Annotated in this window: 17 protein-coding genes and 2 riboswitches; of the genes, 12 read left to right on the top strand and 5 right to left on the bottom strand. The window is 43.0% G+C overall.

Translation table 11 applies throughout. The features are described 5' to 3' along the window. Positions 1-18: 18 nt before the first annotated feature. A riboswitch (SAM riboswitch) is annotated at positions 19-137 on the top strand. A 332-nt stretch (positions 138-469) separates the two neighbouring features. From AAEM60_RS20215 to cobD, 7 genes are all read left to right on the top strand, one after another. Next, on the top strand, positions 470-1765 hold the full coding sequence (locus AAEM60_RS20215) for an O-acetylhomoserine aminocarboxypropyltransferase/cysteine synthase family protein (RefSeq protein ID WP_341356977.1): 1296 nt from the start codon (positions 470-472) through the stop codon (positions 1763-1765). 402 nt (positions 1766-2167) lie between these two features. Then, on the top strand, positions 2168-3241 hold the full coding sequence (locus AAEM60_RS20210) for a homoserine O-acetyltransferase (protein WP_341356976.1): 1074 nt from the start codon (positions 2168-2170) through the stop codon (positions 3239-3241). 174 nt (positions 3242-3415) lie between these two features. Beyond that, complete coding sequence (locus AAEM60_RS20205) at positions 3416-4861, top strand: S41 family peptidase (RefSeq protein ID WP_341356975.1); 1446 nt, start codon at positions 3416-3418, stop codon at positions 4859-4861. Positions 4862-5095: 234 nt separating this feature from the next. After that, positions 5096-6292, top strand: coding sequence for a PDZ domain-containing protein (locus tag AAEM60_RS20200; protein WP_341356974.1), 1197 nt, complete (start codon positions 5096-5098; stop codon positions 6290-6292). A gap of 87 nt (positions 6293-6379) precedes the next feature. Next, positions 6380-7087: an adenosylcobinamide amidohydrolase gene (locus AAEM60_RS20195; protein WP_341356973.1), complete on the top strand. Its 708-nt coding sequence runs from the start codon at positions 6380-6382 to the stop codon at positions 7085-7087. After that, the gene (gene cbiB / locus AAEM60_RS20190; RefSeq protein WP_299743156.1) at positions 7084-8049 is read left to right on the top strand and encodes an adenosylcobinamide-phosphate synthase CbiB; all 966 of its coding nucleotides are present in this window, start codon (positions 7084-7086) and stop codon (positions 8047-8049) included. The genes AAEM60_RS20195 and cbiB overlap by 4 nt, the downstream gene beginning before the upstream one ends. Next, positions 8021-9100, top strand: a complete 1080-nt coding sequence (gene cobD, locus AAEM60_RS20185) for a threonine-phosphate decarboxylase CobD (protein WP_341356972.1) — start codon at positions 8021-8023, stop codon at positions 9098-9100. The genes cbiB and cobD overlap by 29 nt, the downstream gene beginning before the upstream one ends. A gap of 46 nt (positions 9101-9146) precedes the next feature. On the opposite strand, the gene AAEM60_RS20180 is transcribed toward cobD, so the two are convergent. The 4 genes from AAEM60_RS20180 to AAEM60_RS20165 all read right to left on the bottom strand — a co-directional run bounded on the left by AAEM60_RS20180 (position 9147) and on the right by AAEM60_RS20165 (position 13882). Further along, the gene (locus tag AAEM60_RS20180) at positions 9147-10382 is read right to left on the bottom strand and encodes a dicarboxylate/amino acid:cation symporter (RefSeq protein WP_341356971.1); all 1236 of its coding nucleotides are present in this window, start codon (positions 10380-10382) and stop codon (positions 9147-9149) included. Positions 10383-10558: 176 nt separating this feature from the next. Further along, positions 10559-11968, bottom strand: coding sequence for a HAMP domain-containing sensor histidine kinase (locus tag AAEM60_RS20175; protein ID WP_341356970.1), 1410 nt, complete (start codon positions 11966-11968; stop codon positions 10559-10561). Then, positions 11934-12626 carry a response regulator transcription factor gene (locus AAEM60_RS20170; RefSeq protein ID WP_299743165.1) on the bottom strand — a complete coding sequence of 231 codons (693 nt, stop codon included), beginning with the start codon at positions 12624-12626 and terminating at the stop codon, positions 11934-11936. The genes AAEM60_RS20175 and AAEM60_RS20170 overlap by 35 nt, the downstream gene beginning before the upstream one ends. Positions 12627-12649: 23 nt before the next feature. Continuing rightward, positions 12650-13882 (bottom strand): hypothetical protein, encoded by a 1233-nt coding sequence (locus tag AAEM60_RS20165; RefSeq protein WP_341356969.1) that lies wholly within the window; start codon positions 13880-13882, stop codon positions 12650-12652. Positions 13883-14050: 168 nt separating this feature from the next. Between AAEM60_RS20165 and AAEM60_RS20160 the strand changes: the two genes are divergently transcribed. After that, entirely contained in the window at positions 14051-15001 is a 951-nt protein-coding gene (locus tag AAEM60_RS20160) for a polysaccharide deacetylase family protein (RefSeq protein ID WP_341356968.1), read from the top strand. A 58-nt stretch (positions 15002-15059) separates the two neighbouring features. Here AAEM60_RS20160 and AAEM60_RS20155 read toward each other — a convergent pair whose 3' ends face one another. After that, positions 15060-15911, bottom strand: coding sequence for a DUF1206 domain-containing protein (locus tag AAEM60_RS20155; protein WP_299743171.1), 852 nt, complete (start codon positions 15909-15911; stop codon positions 15060-15062). Positions 15912-16097: 186 nt separating this feature from the next. Continuing rightward, positions 16098-16235, top strand: a riboswitch (cyclic di-AMP (ydaO/yuaA leader). A 242-nt stretch (positions 16236-16477) separates the two neighbouring features. Between AAEM60_RS20155 and AAEM60_RS20150 the strand changes: the two genes are divergently transcribed. From AAEM60_RS20150 to AAEM60_RS20135, 4 genes are all read left to right on the top strand, one after another. Further along, entirely contained in the window at positions 16478-17134 is a 657-nt protein-coding gene (locus AAEM60_RS20150; protein ID WP_299743173.1) for a TrkA family potassium uptake protein, read from the top strand. 3 nt (positions 17135-17137) lie between these two features. Then, positions 17138-18460 (top strand): TrkH family potassium uptake protein, encoded by a 1323-nt coding sequence (locus tag AAEM60_RS20145; RefSeq protein WP_299743175.1) that lies wholly within the window; start codon positions 17138-17140, stop codon positions 18458-18460. Between the two features lie 220 nt (positions 18461-18680). Next, a complete protein-coding gene (serC, locus tag AAEM60_RS20140) occupies positions 18681-19760 on the top strand; it encodes a 3-phosphoserine/phosphohydroxythreonine transaminase (protein WP_299743177.1) in 1080 nt (359 codons plus the stop codon). 2 nt (positions 19761-19762) lie between these two features. Continuing rightward, the gene (locus tag AAEM60_RS20135; RefSeq protein WP_299743179.1) at positions 19763-20938 is read left to right on the top strand and encodes a phosphoglycerate dehydrogenase; all 1176 of its coding nucleotides are present in this window, start codon (positions 19763-19765) and stop codon (positions 20936-20938) included. Positions 20939-20959: the final 21 nt, after the last annotated feature.

The following is a 20959-nucleotide window of genomic DNA, read 5'->3' as shown; positions in this document are numbered from 1 at the left end:
CACATTGACAACTACATGCTCTTATCCAGAGAGGTGGAGGGACTAGGCCCGATGAAACCCGGCAACCTTCATGTACGCAGTAATGCGTCGCATGAAAAGGTGCTAATTCCTGCAGGCGATTGCCTGAAAGATAAGAGGAGGACCCTATTAAATTAGACCCTCTTCTTAGGAAGAGGGTTTTTTATTTTTTCCTCTTCTATCTTCTTAAGGAAACATACTTCTTCGATTTTTCAGTTTCAGAGTTCGACAGCAGAATTTTGGTGGAAATTTAACAGGAGAAAATGGGACGATATTTAACAGTTAAAATAAGTCGAAAATTCAACTGTTAAAAAAACGCATTATTTTAACAGTCAAATATCATTCTGAATTCAACAGTCAAAATTCTAACAAACTTTAACAGGCAAACGTCCAAAACATTCAACCGCAAAACGGAAACCCAATCACCAAAACCATTTAGGAGGAATTCTCTATGACAAAATCATTCGATTTCGACACACTACTACTTCACGGCGGCCAGGAGCCGGATCCATCTACAGGTTCGAGGGCAGTGCCGATTTACCAAACGACATCCTACGTTTTCGATAACAGTGATCATGCGGCAAAATTATTTGCCCTTGAAGTGCCGGGTAACATTTATACGCGCATCATGAACCCGACTGTAGACGTGTTGGAAAAACGCCTTGCTCTGTTAGAAGGAGGAATCGGAGCACTTGGTGTATCATCCGGAATGGCCGCTATCTCACTATCAATCTTAAATATCGCCGGAGCAGGTGATGAAATTGTAGCAGCTACCAATCTCTATGGTGGAACCTATAATCTATTCTCTACCACTCTCCCGAAATACGGTATCAAGGTGCATTTCGTAGATCCGACAGACCCGGAAAATTTCCGCAAAGCGATCACTCCTAAAACGAAAGCGGTATTCGCTGAAACAATCGGGAATCCAAGTCTACATGTGCTTGATATTGAAGCGGTAGCAAAAGTGGCACATGACCATCATATCCCGTTGATCATCGATAATACCTTTGCCACTCCATATGTATGTAAGCCGATCGAGTGGGGAGCGGATATCGTCATCCACTCTGCAACAAAATGGATCGGAGGTCACGGTACAGCAATCGGGGGAGTTGTCATTGACGGTGGGAAGTTCGATTGGAATCATGAAAAGTTCCCGGGTTTCACAGAAGAGGACCGAAGCTATAATGGACTGCGCTACGCACAGGATGTAGGACCGGCAGCATTCATTACAAAATTAAGGGTGCAGCTGCTTCGTGACTTAGGGGCGTGCTTAAGTCCGCAAAACGCATTCCTTCTGTTGCAGGGATTAGAAACGCTTCATCTTCGCATCGAACGTCACACAGAGAATGCCTTTAAGATTGCGGAGCATTTAGATCAGCATAATGGCGTTGCGTGGGTATCCTATCCAGGGTTGCCTCAGCATCCGTCTCACAAGCTTGCTCAAAAATACTTGAAAAACGGAGCGGGTTCCATCGTCGTATTTGGTATTAAAGGTGGGAGAGATTCCGGACGGAAAGTAGTCGATAACATTTCTCTTTGGTCTCATGTGGCCAATGTAGGGGATGCAAAATCACTGATCATCCACCCGGCATCCACGACCCATCAGCAATTAAACGACCAGGAAATTCGTGCTACAGGGGTAACCGAGGATCTTGTGAGACTTTCTGTTGGATTAGAGTCTGCGAAGGACCTGATCGAGGACTTGGACCATGCTATTGAAGTGGCGTTGGAAACATCACGGGTGTGATAGAAACTGGAGAATATGGCCCTAAAATCGTCATTGAAATCACTTTACAGGGTGAAAAGGTGGATTTAGATACTATTTATAGAGCATCCGGGGTCTACTTAAGGGAGATATCAGCGAAAACCTGATTTTATCAGCGGAATTTCGAATATATCAGCGAAAACCTGATTTTATCAGCGGAATTTCGAATATATCAGCAAAATCGGGATTGTATCAGCGAACAGGATGCACGCGCCGTCCCCTAGAATGAATATCTGAATTCTTGACGAAAGTCTTAACGACGAATTCTCAACGCCCTAATGGCAATATCCAAAAATCAGTCCAAAGTCAACTGTTTTACAAGCGGGGCTATCTGGTGTGGAATCCTGATCCCCCCGCTACAACACCAAAAAAGGAGGTGGAGGAATGGAGAAGTCATACACGTATGAAGTAAGCTCCATTACCATCCCATCCCTCACATTAGAGTCAGGCACCACGTTAAAAAATGTAGATCTTACGTATGAACGGACAGGAAACAAAGAAGGACCCTCCATCCTGGTTTGCCATGCCCTCACAGGGACCCATATCGTAAAGGGAACGAGTGAAGACCGGGGCTGGTGGGATGGACTGATTGGTCCCGGGTCGTATATTGATACCGAACATTTTAATGTGATTGCCTTTAATGTATTAGGAGGATGTGAAGGAAGTACGGGACCAACGTCAACCAATCGACATACCGGAGAACGTTACGGTCCGGACTTCCCGGGTGTTACGATAAGAGACATGGTCCATGCCCAATATGAAGCACTCCAACAACTTTCGATCGACCGCATCGAAGCGGTTATCGGAGGCTCACTGGGAGGGATGCAGGCCCTGGAATGGGGAGCCCTGTATCCTGCCTATATAAATAAAGTTTTCGCTCTTGCCGTCACACCTTCCTTGAATGATTATGGTCTCGCTTTTAATCACATCGGGATCACAGCGATTGAAGAGGACCCCGGATTTCAAAAGGGACATTATCCACCAGGCGCTATCTTAAAAGGATTAGAGATTGCCAGAATGGTTGGGATGGTCACGTACCGGACTCAGGAACTGTTCGATCAGCGTTTCCAACGTGAAAAGCAAAACGAACAATTCAATGTCGAAAGCTATCTCGATTACCAAGGAAAGAAATTAGGAAAGCGGTTTGATCCAAACAGCTATCTTACCCTGCTGAAAGCCATGAACTCACATGATATTGGAAGGGGGAGAGGAGGAACAGAAGAGGTAGCGAAGAATTATCAGTGCGAACTGATTTCGATTAGCTATGAAGGTGATTTAATTTATTCACCTCACTATCTAAAGGAGTTTACACATCTCGTACCAAAGAGTGAACACTACTTCATCTCCACCGCCTTTGGTCATGACGGATTCCTGGTTGAATTTGAAAAGTGGGGAGGAATCATTGCTTCTCACCTCAAAAACCATCACGTTCAAAGAGTTTTTACAGGGACAAAATGAGAGCTCTCTTATCATAACTCGTCCCCCTCCGGCATATAGTTAGATAAGCAAAGACATTGCACCGCCTTAGCGCGTTTTTGTGTGGTGTCTTTTTCGTTGGATAAGAAAGGCTGGCGTCCTTAGTCGCGCCACTCTTATCTATACAAAGACCAACAACAAGCTGGAGGGGAATATATGGAGTGGACGGGCAGAAAGCTCATCATCACAATCATCATCAGTATGCTGATCGGTGCTGGAGGAATGTATGGCGGCTTGGAATGGACGGGCAAGGGTGGGGACGAGCTTGCTCAGTTTGACGGAAAAGGCGAGCTCAATGACAAGCTGCACAAAGTAGAAGTGGCGTATGACTTGATTAGTGACAAGTTCTTTCAGGATGTGGATAAAGGGCAGCTGGTGGAAGGTGCGATTCAGGGAATGCTGAAGACTCTGGATGACCCTTATTCCGTTTACATGAATGCCGAAACGGCATCGCAATTTAATGACGCCCTGGATTCTTCTTTTGAAGGAATCGGAGCAGAAGTCACAATCATGGACGGAAAGCTGATCATTGTCGCTCCTTTTAAAAATTCTCCTGCGGAAGAAGCGGGACTGAAACCGAATGACCGTATCATTAAAGTAGACGGAAATAGCATCGAAGGACTTGACCTGTACGAAGCTACTTTGAAAATCAGAGGGAAAAAGGGTACTGAGGTTCAATTGGAGATTACGCGGGAAGGACTGACGGACCCCATCAAAGTATCTGTGAAACGTGATGAAATTCCTGTTGAGACGGTCCTCTCTGATGTGAAGGAAGTCAATGGAAAGAAAACAGGCTACATCCAGATTACTACTTTCTCGGAAAATACAGCCGTTGATTTTAAAAAGCAATTAGGCGAACTTGAAAAGAAAAAGGTAGAAGGATTGGTTCTGGATGTGAGAGGGAATCCAGGAGGTCTCCTTTCAAGTGTAGAAGAAATTCTTAAAGAATTCGTAACGGAGAAAAAGCCGTATGTTCAAATTCAAGAGCGAAGTGGAGAAGTGATGAAATCTTTCTCAAACAGTAAAGCAAGAAAGGCTTATCCTGTAGTGGTGTTGATAGATGAGGGAAGTGCCTCGGCTTCTGAAATCCTGGCTGGAGCGCTAAAAGAAGCAGAAGGGTATCCGCTCATCGGAACGAAGAGCTTTGGGAAAGGCACCGTGCAACAAGCCGTTCCTATGGGAGATGGAAGCAATATCAAGCTGACGATGTTCAAGTGGTTGACACCAAATGGAAACTGGATTCATAAAAAGGGGATCAAACCGGATATCCCTGTCAGACAGCCATCCTATTTCTATGCCCACCCGCTTCAAGTGGAAAAGCCCCTTCAAGAAGGAATGAACAATGAACAGATTCAAAACGCCCAGGAAATGCTTCAAGGACTTGGATTTTCCATTGACCGCGTGGACGGATATTTCAGTAAGGAAACGGAAAAAGCCGTAAAGGATTTCCAGAGTCAGGAGAGTACTGATGTCACCGGAATCATTGATACTGTAACGGCGGAAAGATTACAGGAAGAAATCTTTGAAGCGGTTCAGGATGAGAAGAATGACCTGCAGCTGCAGGCGGCTTTGGAATATATAGAAAGAACAGCAACGCGTTAATCATTTGGGAGCCGACCATCATGATGGTCGGCTCTGTTTTAATTTTGGGAATTACACATAATCACCTGTTTTTCCTGTCTAACCGACATCATTTCCCGGGAAAATATGCGGAATGCTGTCGGAAATGAAATCGAATCGTAAAAGAATCAAATAAAATTGCAATAGGTTTTAGGAGAGTAGTTTGATAAAATAGTAGATAATGCAAATTTTCTTACAAAAGGTGGTGACGGATCATTGGTTGAGCTTTGGTTGCTGGAGTTCGTGAAGGGATTTGGAAAGTTATTTCTTCATCCTGTTTTATATGTGTCTGTATTTTTCGCTATCATGACGGGCTATTATCGTGTCAAAAGGGAACGAAGGGATTTTAATACGAGATTGCTGGATGGATATCATGATACGCGGGTTTTATTTTCATATGGGATTGTACTTGGGTTGCTGGTTTCTGTCGTAATAGTTGGAGCGGGGGTTGTGATTCCTTTCGCTGGAATCATGCTTATAGGGATGGTGTCCATCCTGTTTGCATTAACGAGTCGTTTTCAGCTTATGTCTGCGACCATGACTGTAGGCTTTTCGTACTTCATCCTGTTTGCGGTGGATTATTTCCAGTGGGAAATCCCCTATGTGGATACATATGTAGAAAGCTTGAATGTAGGAATGCTGAGTTCCATCGTCGTCCTTCTTGGTGTGTTGACGATGATTGAAGGAAGCCTGATTCGAATGAACGGGGGGAAGCATACTTCACCTCGTTTGCTAAAGAGTGCCCGAGGTCTTAAGGTAGGGGCTCATCAAGGGAAGAAATTATGGCTTGTACCGATGTTTTTGCCAATTCCTGCTGGAACATTGCCCCCTCCATTTGAATGGTGGCCGGTGTTAACAATGGGGACAGAAACGTATTCGCTCCTTTGTGTACCGTTCCTTCTTGGTTTTCAGCAGCTTGTTAAAAGTACCTTGCCTGAGGTTGCGATCAAGCAAACTGGTTACAGGGTTTTCTGGCTGGGTGCATTCGTCTTGACACTAGCTATAACAGGATTCTGGGCTCCTATGTTTTCAATCGCAGCAGCTGTTGTGGCAATGTGTGGACGGGCATGGATTTCCTATCGCTTCCGAAGTGCTGAAAACTCTAAGCCATACTTCTTTAAAAGACAGTCAAAGGGAGTCATGATTCTTGGAATTCTACCCGGTTCTCCTGCAAAGAAACTGACACTGGAAGTAGGGGAAATCGTACTGAAAGTAAATGGAGTCGAAGTGAATACAGAAAGAGCGTTTTATGAAGCCCTTCAAAAGAACGGGGCGTACTGTAAGCTTGAGGTACTTGGAACAAACGGGGAAAACCGTTTTACGCAAGGAGCCCTTTATGAAGGTGATCATCACGAGCTGGGAATCATTTTTGCGGATGAGTCATCGGGGTGGGAGCACCATCGGGTTTCATAGACTTTTCTTTCAAGCAAACTACTGACAGTAGTTTGCTTTTTTAATAGAAATAATGTTATTGATATGGCCTGGGAGGAGCAGATAATAATGAATAACGGAAATAAAGAGTTTCAAAATCTTTTAATCATCAATCAGCACTTACTTAGTCACTCCAAGGACCAGATCATCCTTCAATCACCACTCCCACTAAAAACAGTATCCTCTGGAGTCACCAATGCCGGAACAGGTTGGTATTCAACATTTGTCAATCGCCATGTATCAAAAAGCTATAATAGTGAGGACCACCATGAAGAAATGGAAAGATTCCTTATGCAAATGGGTGCCCAGGTAGAAGACACGGTTGGGATGATGACGGCTGTTCAATTGGAAGATGTCTGCTGGGGATTTTATGAGGGGGGATCATTTTCTGTATTTATTGTCGTTACCGCAGGAGTAGGTAATGCCGTTGATGCGAGTATGAGTGACCGTCATTCGTTTGATCATTCACCGGGCACGATTAACATCTGGGTGTTTATCAATGGGAGAGTATCAGAGGCCGCAAGCATACAGGGGATTATGACTGCAACAGAAGCCAAGGTGAAAGCTCTTGAGGCTCATAATGTAAAAGATCCCATAACAAGGAGTGGAGCAACGGGTACCTCTACTGACAGTATATTAATCGCTAGCACTGAAGAGGGAGTGCTTCTGAAATATGCTGGAACGATCACCCCCTTAGGAAAATGGATTAGTAAAGGAGTTTATGAGTGCACCATCCAAGCGATATCCAAGTATAAGAAAAGGGTGGGTGCCTTATGATGATTCATCACTTGATTGCTATAACCATTGCCTATGTGCTGGACCTATGGATCGGAGATCCACCAGAGTGGCCACATCCTGTTAAATGGATGGGAAAAGCGATTTCTCGTTTAGATCGTAGCTTGAATAAAGGAGGATTTCTAAGAAGTAAAGGCATAGTGATGGTATCGATATTGGTAGTATCGGCATTTATTCTTACCTCCTGCATCATTTGGGCAAGTTATTCTATTCATACAATTATGGGAGTCTTGGTAGAAGCAATCATCATCATGACGACCATCTCCCAGAAGAGCCTTAAATTGGCGGCTTTAGAAGTATTTCACCCACTTGAAAAAAACGACATGAAAACAGCAAGGGAGAAGCTTTCTTATATCGTGGGCAGAGATACAGAACACTTAAATGAAAGTGAAATCGTAAGAGGAACTGTTGAGACCGTTGCGGAAAATACTAGCGATGGGATAACGGCTCCATTGTTTTGGGCGTTGATCGGAGGTGCCCCACTAGCCATCGTGTACAGATGTGTGAATACGTGTGATTCCATGGTGGGATACAAGAACAAGCGGTACATCGATTTTGGGTGGGGGTCAGCCAAGATGGATGACGTACTGAATTGGATTCCAAGTAGAATAACGGGAGTCATCCTATATTTCTGTAAACGTCCTGAATATTTCACTTACAAAGAGGGGTTTGGAATTCTACTTGAAGATGCAAAGAAACACCCCAGTCCAAACAGCGGCTGGGGAGAGGCGGCTGTAGCTGCGAATTTAGGAATACAACTGGGAGGACTCAATACATATAAAGGAATAGTCTCTGATCGGGCGAAAATGGGAAGGATGGTTTTCGAATTAGAACGAAATCATATCCAGAAAACCATTGCCCGAATGCAGAAGGCTTGTTTCATCTTCATCATTGTTCTTTGGATAGGAGGAATTCTTGTTGGTATTACCAGATCATGGATCTAATCCACAGTATACATATAAAGCAATGGATATCAGGATGCCTGGCCAAATCGTTGATCTAAGTGCAAACATTAATCCACACGGTCCACCAGCTGTCTTAAAAAAAATATGGAAAGATCTATTAGATGAGATCATTACGTATCCTGACCCGCATTCTGCAGCATTACGAAGAAGCATTGCAAGGAAGGAAGAGATAGAGGCAGAAGCGATACTCATTGGTAATGGCGGCGCAGAACTGATCCATTTAATTGGTAGATGGCTGTCCCATTCCAATGTTCTGATCATCCATCCCACTTTTTCAGAATATGAGAAAGCTTGTCAAATCAATGATTGCACTATCCATCATTTTATTTTAAAAGAGAATGATTGGGACCTGGATGTGAATCAATTGAAAGCAACCCTGCCGAAAATGGATGCTGTCTTTATATGTAATCCTACCAATCCCACGGGTGTGTTGTATTCTGCTTCCAAGTTAGAAGAAATCATTATAGAAGCTAATAATAAAAATTGTTACGTGATTGTGGATGAAGCATTTTATGATTTTCCTTTGGAGGAGGTAACAATAGCCCCTCTGGTAAAGAAATATACAAATCTCATGATTTTAAGAAGCATGACGAAAATGTTCAGTATTCCTGGGATCCGCCTGGGTTTTCTTATGGCTGGGGAGACAGTAGTGAAAGAATTGGAAACCTATCAGGTTCATTGGAGTGTAAACGGGATCGCTCAAAAAGTAGGGGAAACACTCTTGGAGGAAAAGGATTTTATCCGTCATACTCAATGCATGGTGAAACGGGAGAGGGAGAAGCTATTTGCATTTTTCGACGAATGCCAATTTGACTATTCACCAAGTCAGACAAACTATTATCTCTTAAGGGATCCGGAGCTTAACGGCCAAACTGAGTTATTCCGTTTTCTGTTAGAAAATGGGATTGTGAGCCGCCATACCCTTAATTTCAAAGGGTTGGATGGAAGGTGGTTAAGGTTTGCTGTTAAGGGAGAAAAAGAGCACGAAAAATTGATGGATGCCTTAACGGAATGGAAATCCCGTCCTTAAATAAAACAAGCTTGAGTCCAACTCAAGCTTGTTTTTTATTCAATATTTAGATGGAAGCAGCTTCTTGTTTGTCTCCATTCTCCGTCTTATCAATAATCGACGTACCAACCAAATCCCCCGTCACATTAAGAGCTGTACACCCCATACCAACAAGGGCATCGATCGCAGTTAGCAGGGCAACCGTCTCCATCGGCAACCCAAGCTGGGCGAAGACAGTGGCAATCATGATGATACCTGCCCCGGGAACACCGGCTGTACCGATTGAAGCCAGGGTTCCGACGAGGACGACGACCAGCATATCATTCAAGCTTAGTGGATTTCCGATTACATTAGCCGCGAAAACAGCGGACACTGCGATCCGGATTGCAGCGCCATCCATATTGATTGTGGCCCCGAGGGGTAAGCTGAATCCGTATAAGCTCTTCGACAGACCAAGGTTTTTCGCTGCGTTTAAAGTAAGAGGCAGGGTACCGGAACTGTTTTGAGTCACAAATGCCGTAATCATGGGTGTTCTAGCTTGAGCAAAGAACCTGCCTGGCCTGATTTTAAAGAAGAGTAACGCGATGATATAAATGGCAATTTGGACAAACAAAGCAATGTAAAGAACCAGGATCATGTTCCCTAGAGACAAAAGTGTATCCAATCCTTGTTTCCCGACCGTTTCCGCCATGATGGCGAAGATACCGACCGGCACATATTGAAGGATCACCTTCATGATCGCAAGGGTCGCTTCGTTTAACCCGTTCACGACTGTATATACTTGTTCACCCAGTTCATGATGCTCGGATGATGACCTTAAATAGGAAATGGCAATACCAAACACAAGAGCGGTAAAGATGATTCCCAGGAGGTTCATTTCCGTGAATGCCGTGACGATATTCTCCGGAATAATGTTCAGGAGTACACTGGTCATCCCTGGATTTTCCGGTACTTCAAATTTCTCCGTTGTATCGAGGGTCATGCCCGTTCCAGGGTTGAAAATACTGGCAACGGCAATGCCTACCACAATGGCTAATGCTGAAGAGAATAAATAATATAAGAACGTTTTTCCTCCCATTCGTCCGAGTTTGCTCACATTGGTCTGGTTCACGCCGACCATCAATGTAAACAGGATAAGAGGGATGATAAGAAATTTCAGCAAGCGAATCAATATATCGCCCAAGGGAGAAAGGACGGATGCATCTTTTCCGAATATCAGTCCGACCGCAATCCCCAGTACAAGAGCAACGGTTATTTTCACAATAAGGGACGTATCTAGATAACCTTTCCAAAGAGATTTCATTGTAGCCACTCCTTCTATTTAGTAGATTTCCCCAAATATCTCAAAAATACTATTTCTATAATTCTGATAGGTTTAGTGAGGATTCATTGTCATAAGATACAATAGAATGAAAGGAGTGTCAAAATTCATGCCTAATCGATTATAAAGAAAGAGCCTGGATTCAAAATCCAAGCTCTTTAAGAACGTAAGGGAATGGTAAAACCGGCCGTTGTACCTGAACCCTTATCACTTTTCACAAAAAATTTTCCATGGTGCAATTCAACGATGTTTTTACAGATCGCTAATCCTAACCCTACCCCATCTGAATTCTCCCTCTCCTTATAGAATAAGGTGGCAATGTGTTGCAGGTGTTCCGGGTCGATTCCCTGCCCCTCATCTTTTATTTCGAAGGTAAAATGGGAATTCGTCTGGATATAACGAATGAAAACCGTTGAATTCGGGTCCGAGTACTTTATTGCGTTATCTAAGAGATTGATCAACACTTGTCGGATACGATTTTCATCGGCGAATAGATCCACTGTCTCATCGCTTTCCAACATAATGGATATACCTTTTTCTTTCCGTTTTTGATTCAGCTGTAGAATGACTTCATTCAGAGGTCGAATGAAAGAAAAGGTAGTGGGGTGAATCGTAAATGATCCATTTGAAAAACGCGAGAAGTCCAATAGATCCTCTACCAGTCCAATTAATCGATTCGTTTCCTTTGAAATGATGGTCAACCCCGTTTTGTTTTCCTGAACATTTTGTAAATCACCCGTCAGCAATGTTTCGCTCCACCCTTTAATACTTGTAAGGGGAGTGCGAATTTCATGGGAAACCGAAGAGATGAACTCATTCTTCATTTTCTCGGTTTTAAGGAGTTCCCTAGCCATGTCATTAAAGGATGTACTCAAGGTTTGGAATTCGTCCTTGTACTGTCCGACAATTCTTGTTTCCAATTCTCCTTTGGCAAGCTTCTGTGATGCTTCGGTCAGTTCAATCACAGGTTTCGTTAAATTACGTGCAAAAAGTGTACTCACCATAAAAACGATAAGCAAAATAACGAGTCCAATTAAAAACAAAGAAAGCAAGATTGTTCGGAAATTGTTATCCAGTGATTCCAGGGATGTTATAAACCGGATCAATCCAATGGTGTTATTCTCTCCATTTAATGGTACAGACACAGCCAAGATATGCTCACCTGTTATAGGGTGGTTGCCGATCCAAGTTCCGCTGCCATTTCGAAATGCCTCCTCAATATCCTTGAAATCAGGCTTTTCATCCGGAATAAAACCACTAGAAGAGGATAATAAGTCTCCACGTGCGTTTAATATTTGTGTTTCGGCTTGAGGGATGGAGAAATTATTTTGGAGATTAGTCAATTCATTCCTCAAGGTAAAGGAATGCAGGTTCATATATTTATTGGCAAACTGTGATGAATTCACAGCATGATTCTTCAGCATATCTATTGTACCGATGTAGTAATAAGAATAGATTCCAGAAACGAGAATGCCCAAAAATAACAGAATGGTTAAGGTAATAAGAGAGACGTTCTGAATGAGTAATCTTCTTTTAATTCCCATTTTCGTCATTCCAGCGATACCCATATCCCCAAACCGTAAGGATATAGTGAGGACGGGAAGGGTCATTTTCAATTTTTTGACGTATTCGCCGAATATTTACGTCCACAATCTTCGGATCCCCTGCGTACTGAAGTCCCCATACTTCATCCAAGAGATCATTGCGGGAGATCGCTTCTCCATTTGCCTTGAAAATGATGCTGAGTAATTCATACTCTATCGGGGAAAGGTCAATCTTCTTTCCTTGAACGAATAGAAGTCTCTTCTGTTCGTTTAGCGTGATGGGGGATTGGCTATCCTCCTTGTCCCGATGAACATTCATTCTTCTGAGTAACGATTCGATTCGAGCAATGAGTTCATTTGGACTGAATGGTTTCGGGATATAATCATCTGCCCCATTCATCAATCCGTGTACCTTATCCATTTCCTGCACTTTGGCTGTTAACATGATGATTCCAATGGATGGATTCCAATTTCTTATCTCTTTACATGCTTCAAATCCGTTCATACCGGGGAGCATGACATCAAGTAGGACAATATCGATGGGGGGGTGTGCTCTCTTGATCAGGTGGATTCCGTCCTCTGCGCTCCCAGCTTGAAAGACGGCGTATCCGTATCGCATTAAGTTAATCTCGATAAAGCCACGGATGGATTCTTCATCTTCAATAATCAAAATGTTCTTCATCCAACTACACCTCCATTTTGTCATCAGATTGGCTGGAAAAGGCGCTTGCCTATTGCCGTTGAGTATTTTGTTACATATGTGAATTGATTGCTTTCATACAATAGACTCCACCCTTTTGGCAGTGGTTGACCCTTGTCAATCGCGTATACATCATATAGCACGCTGCCATCTTTAGTAGAAAGAAATTCCACATAACGTCCGTCTTCTGATTCCTCTATATATACAGAGGGCCAGTCCTGGGGGATCTCGAACCTGTATAAATAAGCTGCATTGTCGTAGTATCGATGAATGAGCTCGGCTTGTTTTTGGTCGCTGAGCTGATAATACTCATTGATGAAAGGCATGTCAGAATAGGCAAGATTATCATCGCCTGCCTCTTTTTGAAGAGTGAATTCAAGGATTCCATCTCCGTTGGAATCTTCACTATTCACGGCATATGCCCTGAAAAGCTCTTCCTCCTTCATGTTTTCCGGTAAGACATTCCTCAACTTCTCACCCTCTACACCAATAATGAATGACGTAGACGAATGAGCACCTACACCTGCATCCAGTATCGCTCCTTTTAATGAAGGGGAAATGGACCCGGCTAAGGAGTGGTAGTAAGGGTATACATATGGATCTAATTTCAGCTCATCTAACACGTTCATTTTATGGTTGCTGAATTGATAAAGACGAACAGAATGAGACTGGTTTGGTACCAGTGATGCGAGGAGGATTTCCCCTTGAGTATCTTTCGTGAAGTTCCCTGAAAAAAACGCACTATATTGGGATTCAAACAGCTTCTGAGGCTTACCTTTACTCAGGTCGTACACGATCAATGCTTTGTCTGAGGTGTCTTCTGAGAAAGAGAACCCAACCAATATTTCTTGGTATCCATCCTGATTTAAGTCGAGAAATTCCACTTTATGTAGTTCCCTTCCAAGGTCTTTCAATTTCATTTTTTCCTTCCAATCCCCTTTTTCTTCCTTTAGAACAATGGCTTCTATTTGAGAGGTTTGATCAGTTAGTCTATAAAATACGATCAATTCGTTCATTTGATCGTGATCCAAATCTGCTTCAATCATTTTATTCGCTTGTTTGTCTTCAATCGGTGAAACCCATTCCGCCTGTGAGGGAACATATTTTCCGATCGCTTGTTTCACTTCCTGCTGTTTAACCGGAAGTTCAGGCGGCTTCAGTAACGATGTATTGGATTGGAATAATGAGCAACCCGTACACACGAAAAGACAACCCATAAGGAACAAAATCTTCTTCAATTGATCATCACATCCTGCCTATAGCTTTCACTAGTATAGTGTAAACTCAATCGACAAAAGTAACAAAAAAGTTACAAAAGTCGCCTTGCTTTGTAACCGGCAAGTAACCCTTTTCATCGCCTATGACCCTATCATTTAACATAACAAGAATGGAGAAAGGTGATCGATATGGGGAGACAACGGAAAAAAAGAAAATGGATTAAGCCCATTGAATTGGGAGGCTTGGCGGGCGCGATCGTATTATTACTCATTCTTTCAACTTCGTGGGTATTGGACACCGGGGAAGCGAAGATTTCAAAGGAACCAACGACTCAACAAAAAGCAGTCCAGGAAGAACCTTCTGAAAAAGAGGAAGGCGAAGCGGGACAACCTGTAGTAGGGAATGAGGACCATGACAGCACTCAAGGAGAGGAACAAGGAGTTAATTCCAATGAAGCAGAGAGTGTGAAAGACGAAAATTACTATGAGGAAGTGAAAATAGAAGACCATTCGACCAATGTGAATGAACAAGGGAACTTCGAGGATGAAAAGACGGTTTACATCACATTCGATGATGGTCCTAATGAAAATACGAAAGCGATTCTTAAAGTGCTTAATCAATATGGGGCAAAAGCGAGCTTCTTTATGCTGGAACCGAATATGAAAAAACATAGTGAGGCCGTTCGACAGATGGTGGAAGAAGGGCATAGCGTCGGGTTGCATGGTGTCACCCATGATGTATCCGAAATCTACCAATCTAGTAAATCGGTTGTAGGGGAGATGGTGACGGCTCAATCTACGTTAGAGTCCATTACAGGTATTCGAAGCGAGTTGATTCGCGTTCCTTATGGGTCCGTACCCAATATGAAACCGGAATATTTGACAGCAGTAAAGAAAGAAGGATTTAGATTATGGGATTGGAATGTGGATAGTGAAGATTGGAAATTTCATAGTGGGGAGTATGTTCAGAGTGTTGTGGATCAGTTAGCTTATTTTCCATATGAAAATCAGTCAAAAGTCATTCTTATGCATGAAAAGCATACGACACTCGCTTATTTAGATTCTTTACTTAAGAAGTTGAATGATCAAGGATATAATATGAAGACTTTAACAGAAGAAATGGATCCAGTTACATTTTAACATTGATGCCAGAAGAACAAGGAAAAAGGAGCTGCCGATTGGCTGCTCCTTTTCATTCTTAATAAATGCTCATATGACGGTTTTTTCCTGTTAGAATCTGAAATACGCCATAAAGGACCAATCCTGCCGCCACAAATCCAAGCAGCCATTGTCCATAAGGTTGTTGAGCGATCTTGGAAAGTGCCCCGTCCAATCCTTGTGTTTTATCAGGATCGGCTGTGATCGCCGTTTGAATAAAGAAATAACCGATCAGTAAAAAGACCATGCCTCGGGAATATAACCCTAGCTTTCCTGTCTTTCTTCCCATTTCCCATTCTTTCTCGGACATTTCATGCCGTTTAAATTTATTCGTGTATTTCTCAGTATAAGCTTTATGAATTTCATAGAGTGCATATCCAATAATGATAAGTCCGACAATCCCGACAATCCATTGACCAAAGGGCTGAGACAATAACTTAGCAGATAAGGTCTGTTTAGATCCCGAACCCGACCCGGAGCTTTTGGCATGCATTGCAATCGCGAAAGCATTATAAGTTAAAGAACCGTATGCAATCCCGCTGATCAGATTAGCCAGCCTTCTAAACATGGATTTCCCGTCGTTTTTCACATGTTCTGGATCCTTTACCACTTGAATGAGGCGCCAAAGAACGATTCCAATCAGACCAAGACCTAATATCCAGAGAAGGACTTCCCCGAAGGGTTTGCTCGCCACTGCTGCAAAGGCACCGCTCGAGTCCGAAGTGCTTCCTCCTATTCCGAGTGCCGCCATAACGGCTAATGCACCGATCAGCATATAAACAATTCCTCTCGAAATATATCCAATTCGTGCAAACCCTCGAATCCAAGGTTTTATATCATTTGATGAAACAGATGAACTGCTTGATGTTGTAATGGATGAAACTCCTGCCATAAACACTTCTTCCCTTCTGGTTCTATTTTCGCAATACTTATGTATGCTATTCCCCGGATATAGAAACATCAACCACTACTCGCTTTTTCAATAGCAAAAAACTTTACGAAAAGAGACTAAAAAATTTTACATAAAACCTATTTACAACGAATTAGGAGAGGAGTAATATATCTATCATCAAATAAATATTCTTAATCGCTTAATTCATTTTTGAAGCGGGGGACCCGAGTATTTAAAGGGGTGAATCCTTTCTTTTGAAAGGTAGGGCTACTTCCATAACCCGAATCCGTCAGCTAACCTCGTAAGCGTAATGGGAGAGGATGATACTTGTGATCGATTATGGATGACCACAGGCTTAGTTCCTGTTGGTCTTTTTGCGTTGTTTTAGAAGTCCGGCTCCGGAGGCTGGAGGCCAGAGGACATGAGTCAAACCTGCCAAAAAGGCAAAGGAAGTCTTCGCCAGGTTCGTCTTATGTTACCGTCTCTGTTTGAGCTGTCTGCGCTTTTGTTGTAAGGAAGAAGTACTAGATGGTTAAGCTATTAAAAAGGTTTTGGAGGATTTCATCATGAAAAAGCAGTTTGCCGTTATTGGATTAGGGAGATTTGGAGGAAATCTGGTTCAGGAATTAGCTGACCTGGATGTTGAAGTGTTAGCCATAGATATTCATCACGATGTTGTCCAACAGTATATAGACATTGCCACGCATGCCGTGCAGGCGAATGCGATGGATGAATCTGTGTTGAAATCCCTTGGGCTCAGAAATTTTGATCACGTGATCGTGTCCTTTGGGGATAATATAGAGGCAAGTATTCTTACCACTTTACTTTTAAAAGAATTAGGGGTTAAAGAAGTATGGGTGAAAGCTTCGAACGCTTATCATCAGAAGGTGTTGGACCGGATCGGGGCCGATAAAGTCATTCACCCTGAACGTGACATGGCACGAAGGATTGCCCATCACATTACGTCAGAAAAGATCATTGATTATATCGAAGTATCGAAAGAACACAGTATTGTAGAAGTGCGTGCGTCTAAAAAGGTCGCGGGCAAATCCTTAAATGATCTTGATGTCCGGGCAAAATTCGGTTGTAATATCATTGCCATTCACCGAGGGGAGGAAGTCATTGTATCCCCTTCTGCCGATGAAGTCATAAAAATGGAAGATCTACTGATCGTCATTGGACATAACAGGGATATCAACCGATTTGAAAAAGAAGGTGTATAACTTATGAAGCATAAGGTGATCCGGTTAAGCCCTCCTCAGCTTCTCGTTGTGACATTCCTATTCTTTATCATAGTAGGAATGGGTTTGCTTAAGCTGCCGTTTGCCACCACGGAATCGATTACATGGCTTGATGCCTTGTTCACGACGACTTCCGCCATGACGGTTACAGGGCTTGCGGTCGTGGATACAGGAGATGCCTTCACCCTTTTTGGAGAAGTGGTCATTATGAGTCTGATCCAAATCGGAGGGCTGGGTATCATGTCCTTTGCCGTCTTGATCTTTATGATGCTCGGAAAGAAAATTGGGTTTAAAGAACGACTTCTTCTTCAACAGGCGTTAAATCAGACTTCCGTAGGAGGAGTCATCAAGCTTGTAAAATATTTATTCATCTTTTCGTTCCTTGTAGAAGGCTTCGCTGTTCTTTTATTGGCATCGGAATGGGTACCGGAATTCGGATGGAGAAGAGGGCTGTACTTCAGTTTATTTCATTCTATTTCTGCGTTTAATAATGCTGGATTCTCTCTTTGGTCCGATAGTTTAATGGGTTACGTGGGAAGTCCCGTCGTCAATATCACGATTTCGTTTCTGTTTATTTTAGGAGGGATCGGATTCACTGTTTTAGTGGACCTATGGAAATCGAAAACGATCAGAAGGCTGTCACTTCATACGAAGATCATGGTGGTTGGGACATTTGTTCTCAATGTATTCGCTTTTATGATGATTTTCATCCTGGAGTATAATAACCCGAATACACTGGCTCAATTGCCACTACTGGATAAACTATTCGCTTCGTATTTTCAAGCGGTCACCCCCCGCACGGCTGGTTTTAACACGCTTGATTATAGCAGCATGGAGCGCTCCACATTGCTTCTCACGATTCTTTTGATGTTCATAGGAGCCGGTAGTGCTTCCACGGGTGGAGGAATCAAGCTTACCACCTTTGTCGTCATTTCATTGAGTGTGTTTGCTTTCTTAAAGGAGAAAAGAGAGATTCGTATTTTCCGTCGTACGATTGATCAAAACTATATTTTTAAGGCCTTGGCGGTGTCTATGATCAGTGTGCTCCTTGTCTTTACGGCTCTCTTTTTTCTTGATATGACAGAAAGGAATGCTTCTTTCATGGCTATTCTCTTTGAAGTGGTATCAGCCTTTGGAACGGTGGGATTGTCCATGGGAATTACCGGATCTTTGACATCAATAGGTAAATGGATCATCATCATCGTGATGTTTGTCGGGAAACTGGGGCCCCTCACACTGGCCTTCTCCCTATCCAGACCAGACAAAGAAAAGATCCGCTATCCAAAAGAAGATATTTTAACAGGTTAATGTTCATACAATCGGCTCCCTTCATCTTGCCCTTCGCGGGTAAATGGGGGAGCCGGTTTTTTTATGTCCGTTTTTAAAAACAACAAAGAATCAATCCATAACCACGCATGAGCCTAAAAACGGTTATGTTAAGCGTTTTCATCATGGGTTTTTGATATTGACTAAACCACTGGGCGCGATTATACTGTTGAAAAATTCTGAACTTTAGGCGGTGCTGTTGTTGAAGCGTGTGTATAATTTTTCTGCTGGTCCTGCGGTGTTACCTGAGCCTGTTCTGAAAAAGGTTCAAGGCGAATTATTGAACTATCAAGAAACGGGTATGTCTGTGATGGAATTGAGTCATCGATCTGCTCCTTTCCAAAAAATAATAGAAGAAGCTCAAGGTTTATTGCGTGAACTGCTCTCGATCCCGGATGATTACCATGTCGTATTTATGCAAGGTGGAGCATCCCTGCAATTTTCCATGATTCCTCTTAATCTGCTCGGTTCACATCAAGAGGCTGACTATATCCTGACAGGCAGCTGGTCGAAGAAAGCTGTCAAAGAAGCGGAGAAGGTTGGGAATGTTCGAACCTTATCACCTCAAGAGAAGTTCGATATCCCTGCTTATACACCAGAAGATTTTTCACCACAGTCAAGCTACATACATATTACCTCCAACAATACCATTGAAGGAACACGTTACCATGAGTGGCCTGAAACAGGAGGCATCCCACTTGTAGCCGATATGTCCTCCCACATTCTTTCTGAGAAAATAGATGTTTCCTCTTTTGGACTGATCTACGCAGGTGCTCAGAAGAATCTGGGTCCTTCCGGTGTAACGGTGGCGATCATTCATGATAGTCTGGTCGGTCAAGCATCGAATACATGTCCTACGATGTTGAATTATGAAACGTATGTAAAGCATGATTCCCTCTTTAACACGCCTCCGACCTTCTCCATATACGTATTAAAGCTTGTGCTGGAGTGGGTAAAGGAGAATGGCGGGGTGGAAGGGATGCAGGCTGAAAATGAGAGGAAAGCCGGTCTCTTATACCACTGTATAGATGAATCATCTTTATTCCATAACCCTGTCCCGGAAAATAATCGTTCCTTAATGAACATTCCTTTTTCAACACGTGACGAGGAGCTGGATGCACGGTTTCTAAAAGAAGCCAAAGCAGAAGGGTTTGAATTTTTAAAAGGGCATCGTTCCGTGGGTGGAATGCGTGCGAGTTTATATAATGCCATGCCTTTTGAAGGGGTGGAAGCACTAGTCGATTTCATGAAAAAATTTGAGTCTGATCAAGGAGGATTATGAGAATGATTTCAATCAATACGTACAATGCCATTAGCCAAAGCGGACTTTCACTGATAGAGGATGACCTGAACTACCATTTGAATGGGAATGGGGATCCAGATGGAATTCTTGTAAGATCAAAGAACTTGCATGATTATTCTTTCCCGGCTTCAGTCAAAGCCATTGCACGGGCAGGAGCAGGAGTCAACAATATCCCGATCGATCTCTGTACGGAAAAAGGAATTGTGGTCTTTAATACGCCCGGTGCCAATGCAAACGCCGTGAAAGAGCTCGTCTTGGCTAATTTGATCGCTTCTTCCCGTAACCTGTATTCTGCAGTCGGCTGGACGAACACGTTAAAAGAAACAGAGGAAGACGTACCAAGTGTCGTAGAAGCAAAGAAAAAAGAATTCGTAGGAAGTGAGATTAAAGGGAAGAAGCTGGGTGTTGTAGGCTTGGGAGCGATTGGCGTCCTTGTCGCAAATGATGCACTTGCCCTTGGGATGGATGTGGTCGCCTATGATCCATTTATATCCGTTGACGCGGCGTGGCGTTTATCACAGGATGTGAAGCGAGCTCATCATATAGAAGAAGTATGGGCAGAGTGTGATTTCGTTACGCTGCACATTCCATTAACGGACAAAACGGCAAGCTTTGTGAATGAAGAAGGCTTCACGAAGATGAAAAAGGCTATGACGATCTTAAACTTTTCAAGAGGTGAGCTAGTGGAAGAAGGGGCTCTCGAAAAGGCCCTTGAAGCAGGAATTGTCCGAAAGTATGTGACGGATTTTCCGAATAACAAGGTATTGAACATGAAAAACGTCGTCCCTGTTCCTCACTTGGGCGCATCTACCGTTGAATCTGAAGAAAACTGTGCCATCATGGCGACAAAGCAGCTGAAAACGTATCTTGAAACAGGTAATATCAAGCATGCTGTTAACCTGCCTGATGTGGAACTGCCTTATAGCGGTAAAATGCGAGTAACGGTCATGCACCAAAACATTCCGAATATGGTCAGTCAAATCGCCAATGTTCTTTCAGGGTACGCGGTCAACATCGCAGATATGATCAACCGCAGTAAATATACGTGGGCCTATACCATGATCGATTTGGATCAGAAACTCCTCGAAGAAGAAGAACATCAAGTGAAAAGCAGGATAAAAGAAATACACGGTGTTGTTTCCGTCCGTCTCATTTAAATATAGTGACTAGAACTCCCT

Source organism: Rossellomorea sp. y25, assembly GCF_038049935.1.
In the GTDB taxonomy this organism is placed as follows: Bacteria; Bacillota; Bacilli; order Bacillales; family Bacillaceae_B; genus Rossellomorea.
This window is presented reverse-complemented; position numbering and strand designations above follow the sequence as displayed.

Excerpts from the sequence above, each read along its gene's own strand:
- AAEM60_RS20215 (WP_341356977.1), top strand. The coding sequence starts at position 470 with ATGACAAAATCATTCGATTTCGACACACTACTACTTCACGGCGGCCAG.
- AAEM60_RS20210 (WP_341356976.1), top strand. The coding sequence starts at position 2,168 with ATGGAGAAGTCATACACGTATGAAGTAAGCTCCATTACCATCCCATCC.
- AAEM60_RS20205 (WP_341356975.1), top strand. The coding sequence starts at position 3,416 with ATGGAGTGGACGGGCAGAAAGCTCATCATCACAATCATCATCAGTATG.
- AAEM60_RS20195 (WP_341356973.1), top strand. The coding sequence starts at position 6,380 with ATGAATAACGGAAATAAAGAGTTTCAAAATCTTTTAATCATCAATCAG.
- cbiB (WP_299743156.1), top strand. The coding sequence starts at position 7,084 with ATGATGATTCATCACTTGATTGCTATAACCATTGCCTATGTGCTGGAC.
- AAEM60_RS20180 (WP_341356971.1), bottom strand. The coding sequence starts at position 10,382 with ATGAAATCTCTTTGGAAAGGTTATCTAGATACGTCCCTTATTGTGAAA.
- AAEM60_RS20175 (WP_341356970.1), bottom strand. The coding sequence starts at position 11,968 with ATGGGTATCGCTGGAATGACGAAAATGGGAATTAAAAGAAGATTACTC.
- AAEM60_RS20170 (WP_299743165.1), bottom strand. The coding sequence starts at position 12,626 with ATGAAGAACATTTTGATTATTGAAGATGAAGAATCCATCCGTGGCTTT.
- AAEM60_RS20160 (WP_341356968.1), top strand. The coding sequence starts at position 14,051 with ATGGGGAGACAACGGAAAAAAAGAAAATGGATTAAGCCCATTGAATTG.
- AAEM60_RS20155 (WP_299743171.1), bottom strand. The coding sequence starts at position 15,911 with ATGGCAGGAGTTTCATCCATTACAACATCAAGCAGTTCATCTGTTTCA.
- AAEM60_RS20150 (WP_299743173.1), top strand. The coding sequence starts at position 16,478 with ATGAAAAAGCAGTTTGCCGTTATTGGATTAGGGAGATTTGGAGGAAAT.
- AAEM60_RS20145 (WP_299743175.1), top strand. The coding sequence starts at position 17,138 with ATGAAGCATAAGGTGATCCGGTTAAGCCCTCCTCAGCTTCTCGTTGTG.
- AAEM60_RS20135 (WP_299743179.1), top strand. The coding sequence starts at position 19,763 with ATGATTTCAATCAATACGTACAATGCCATTAGCCAAAGCGGACTTTCA.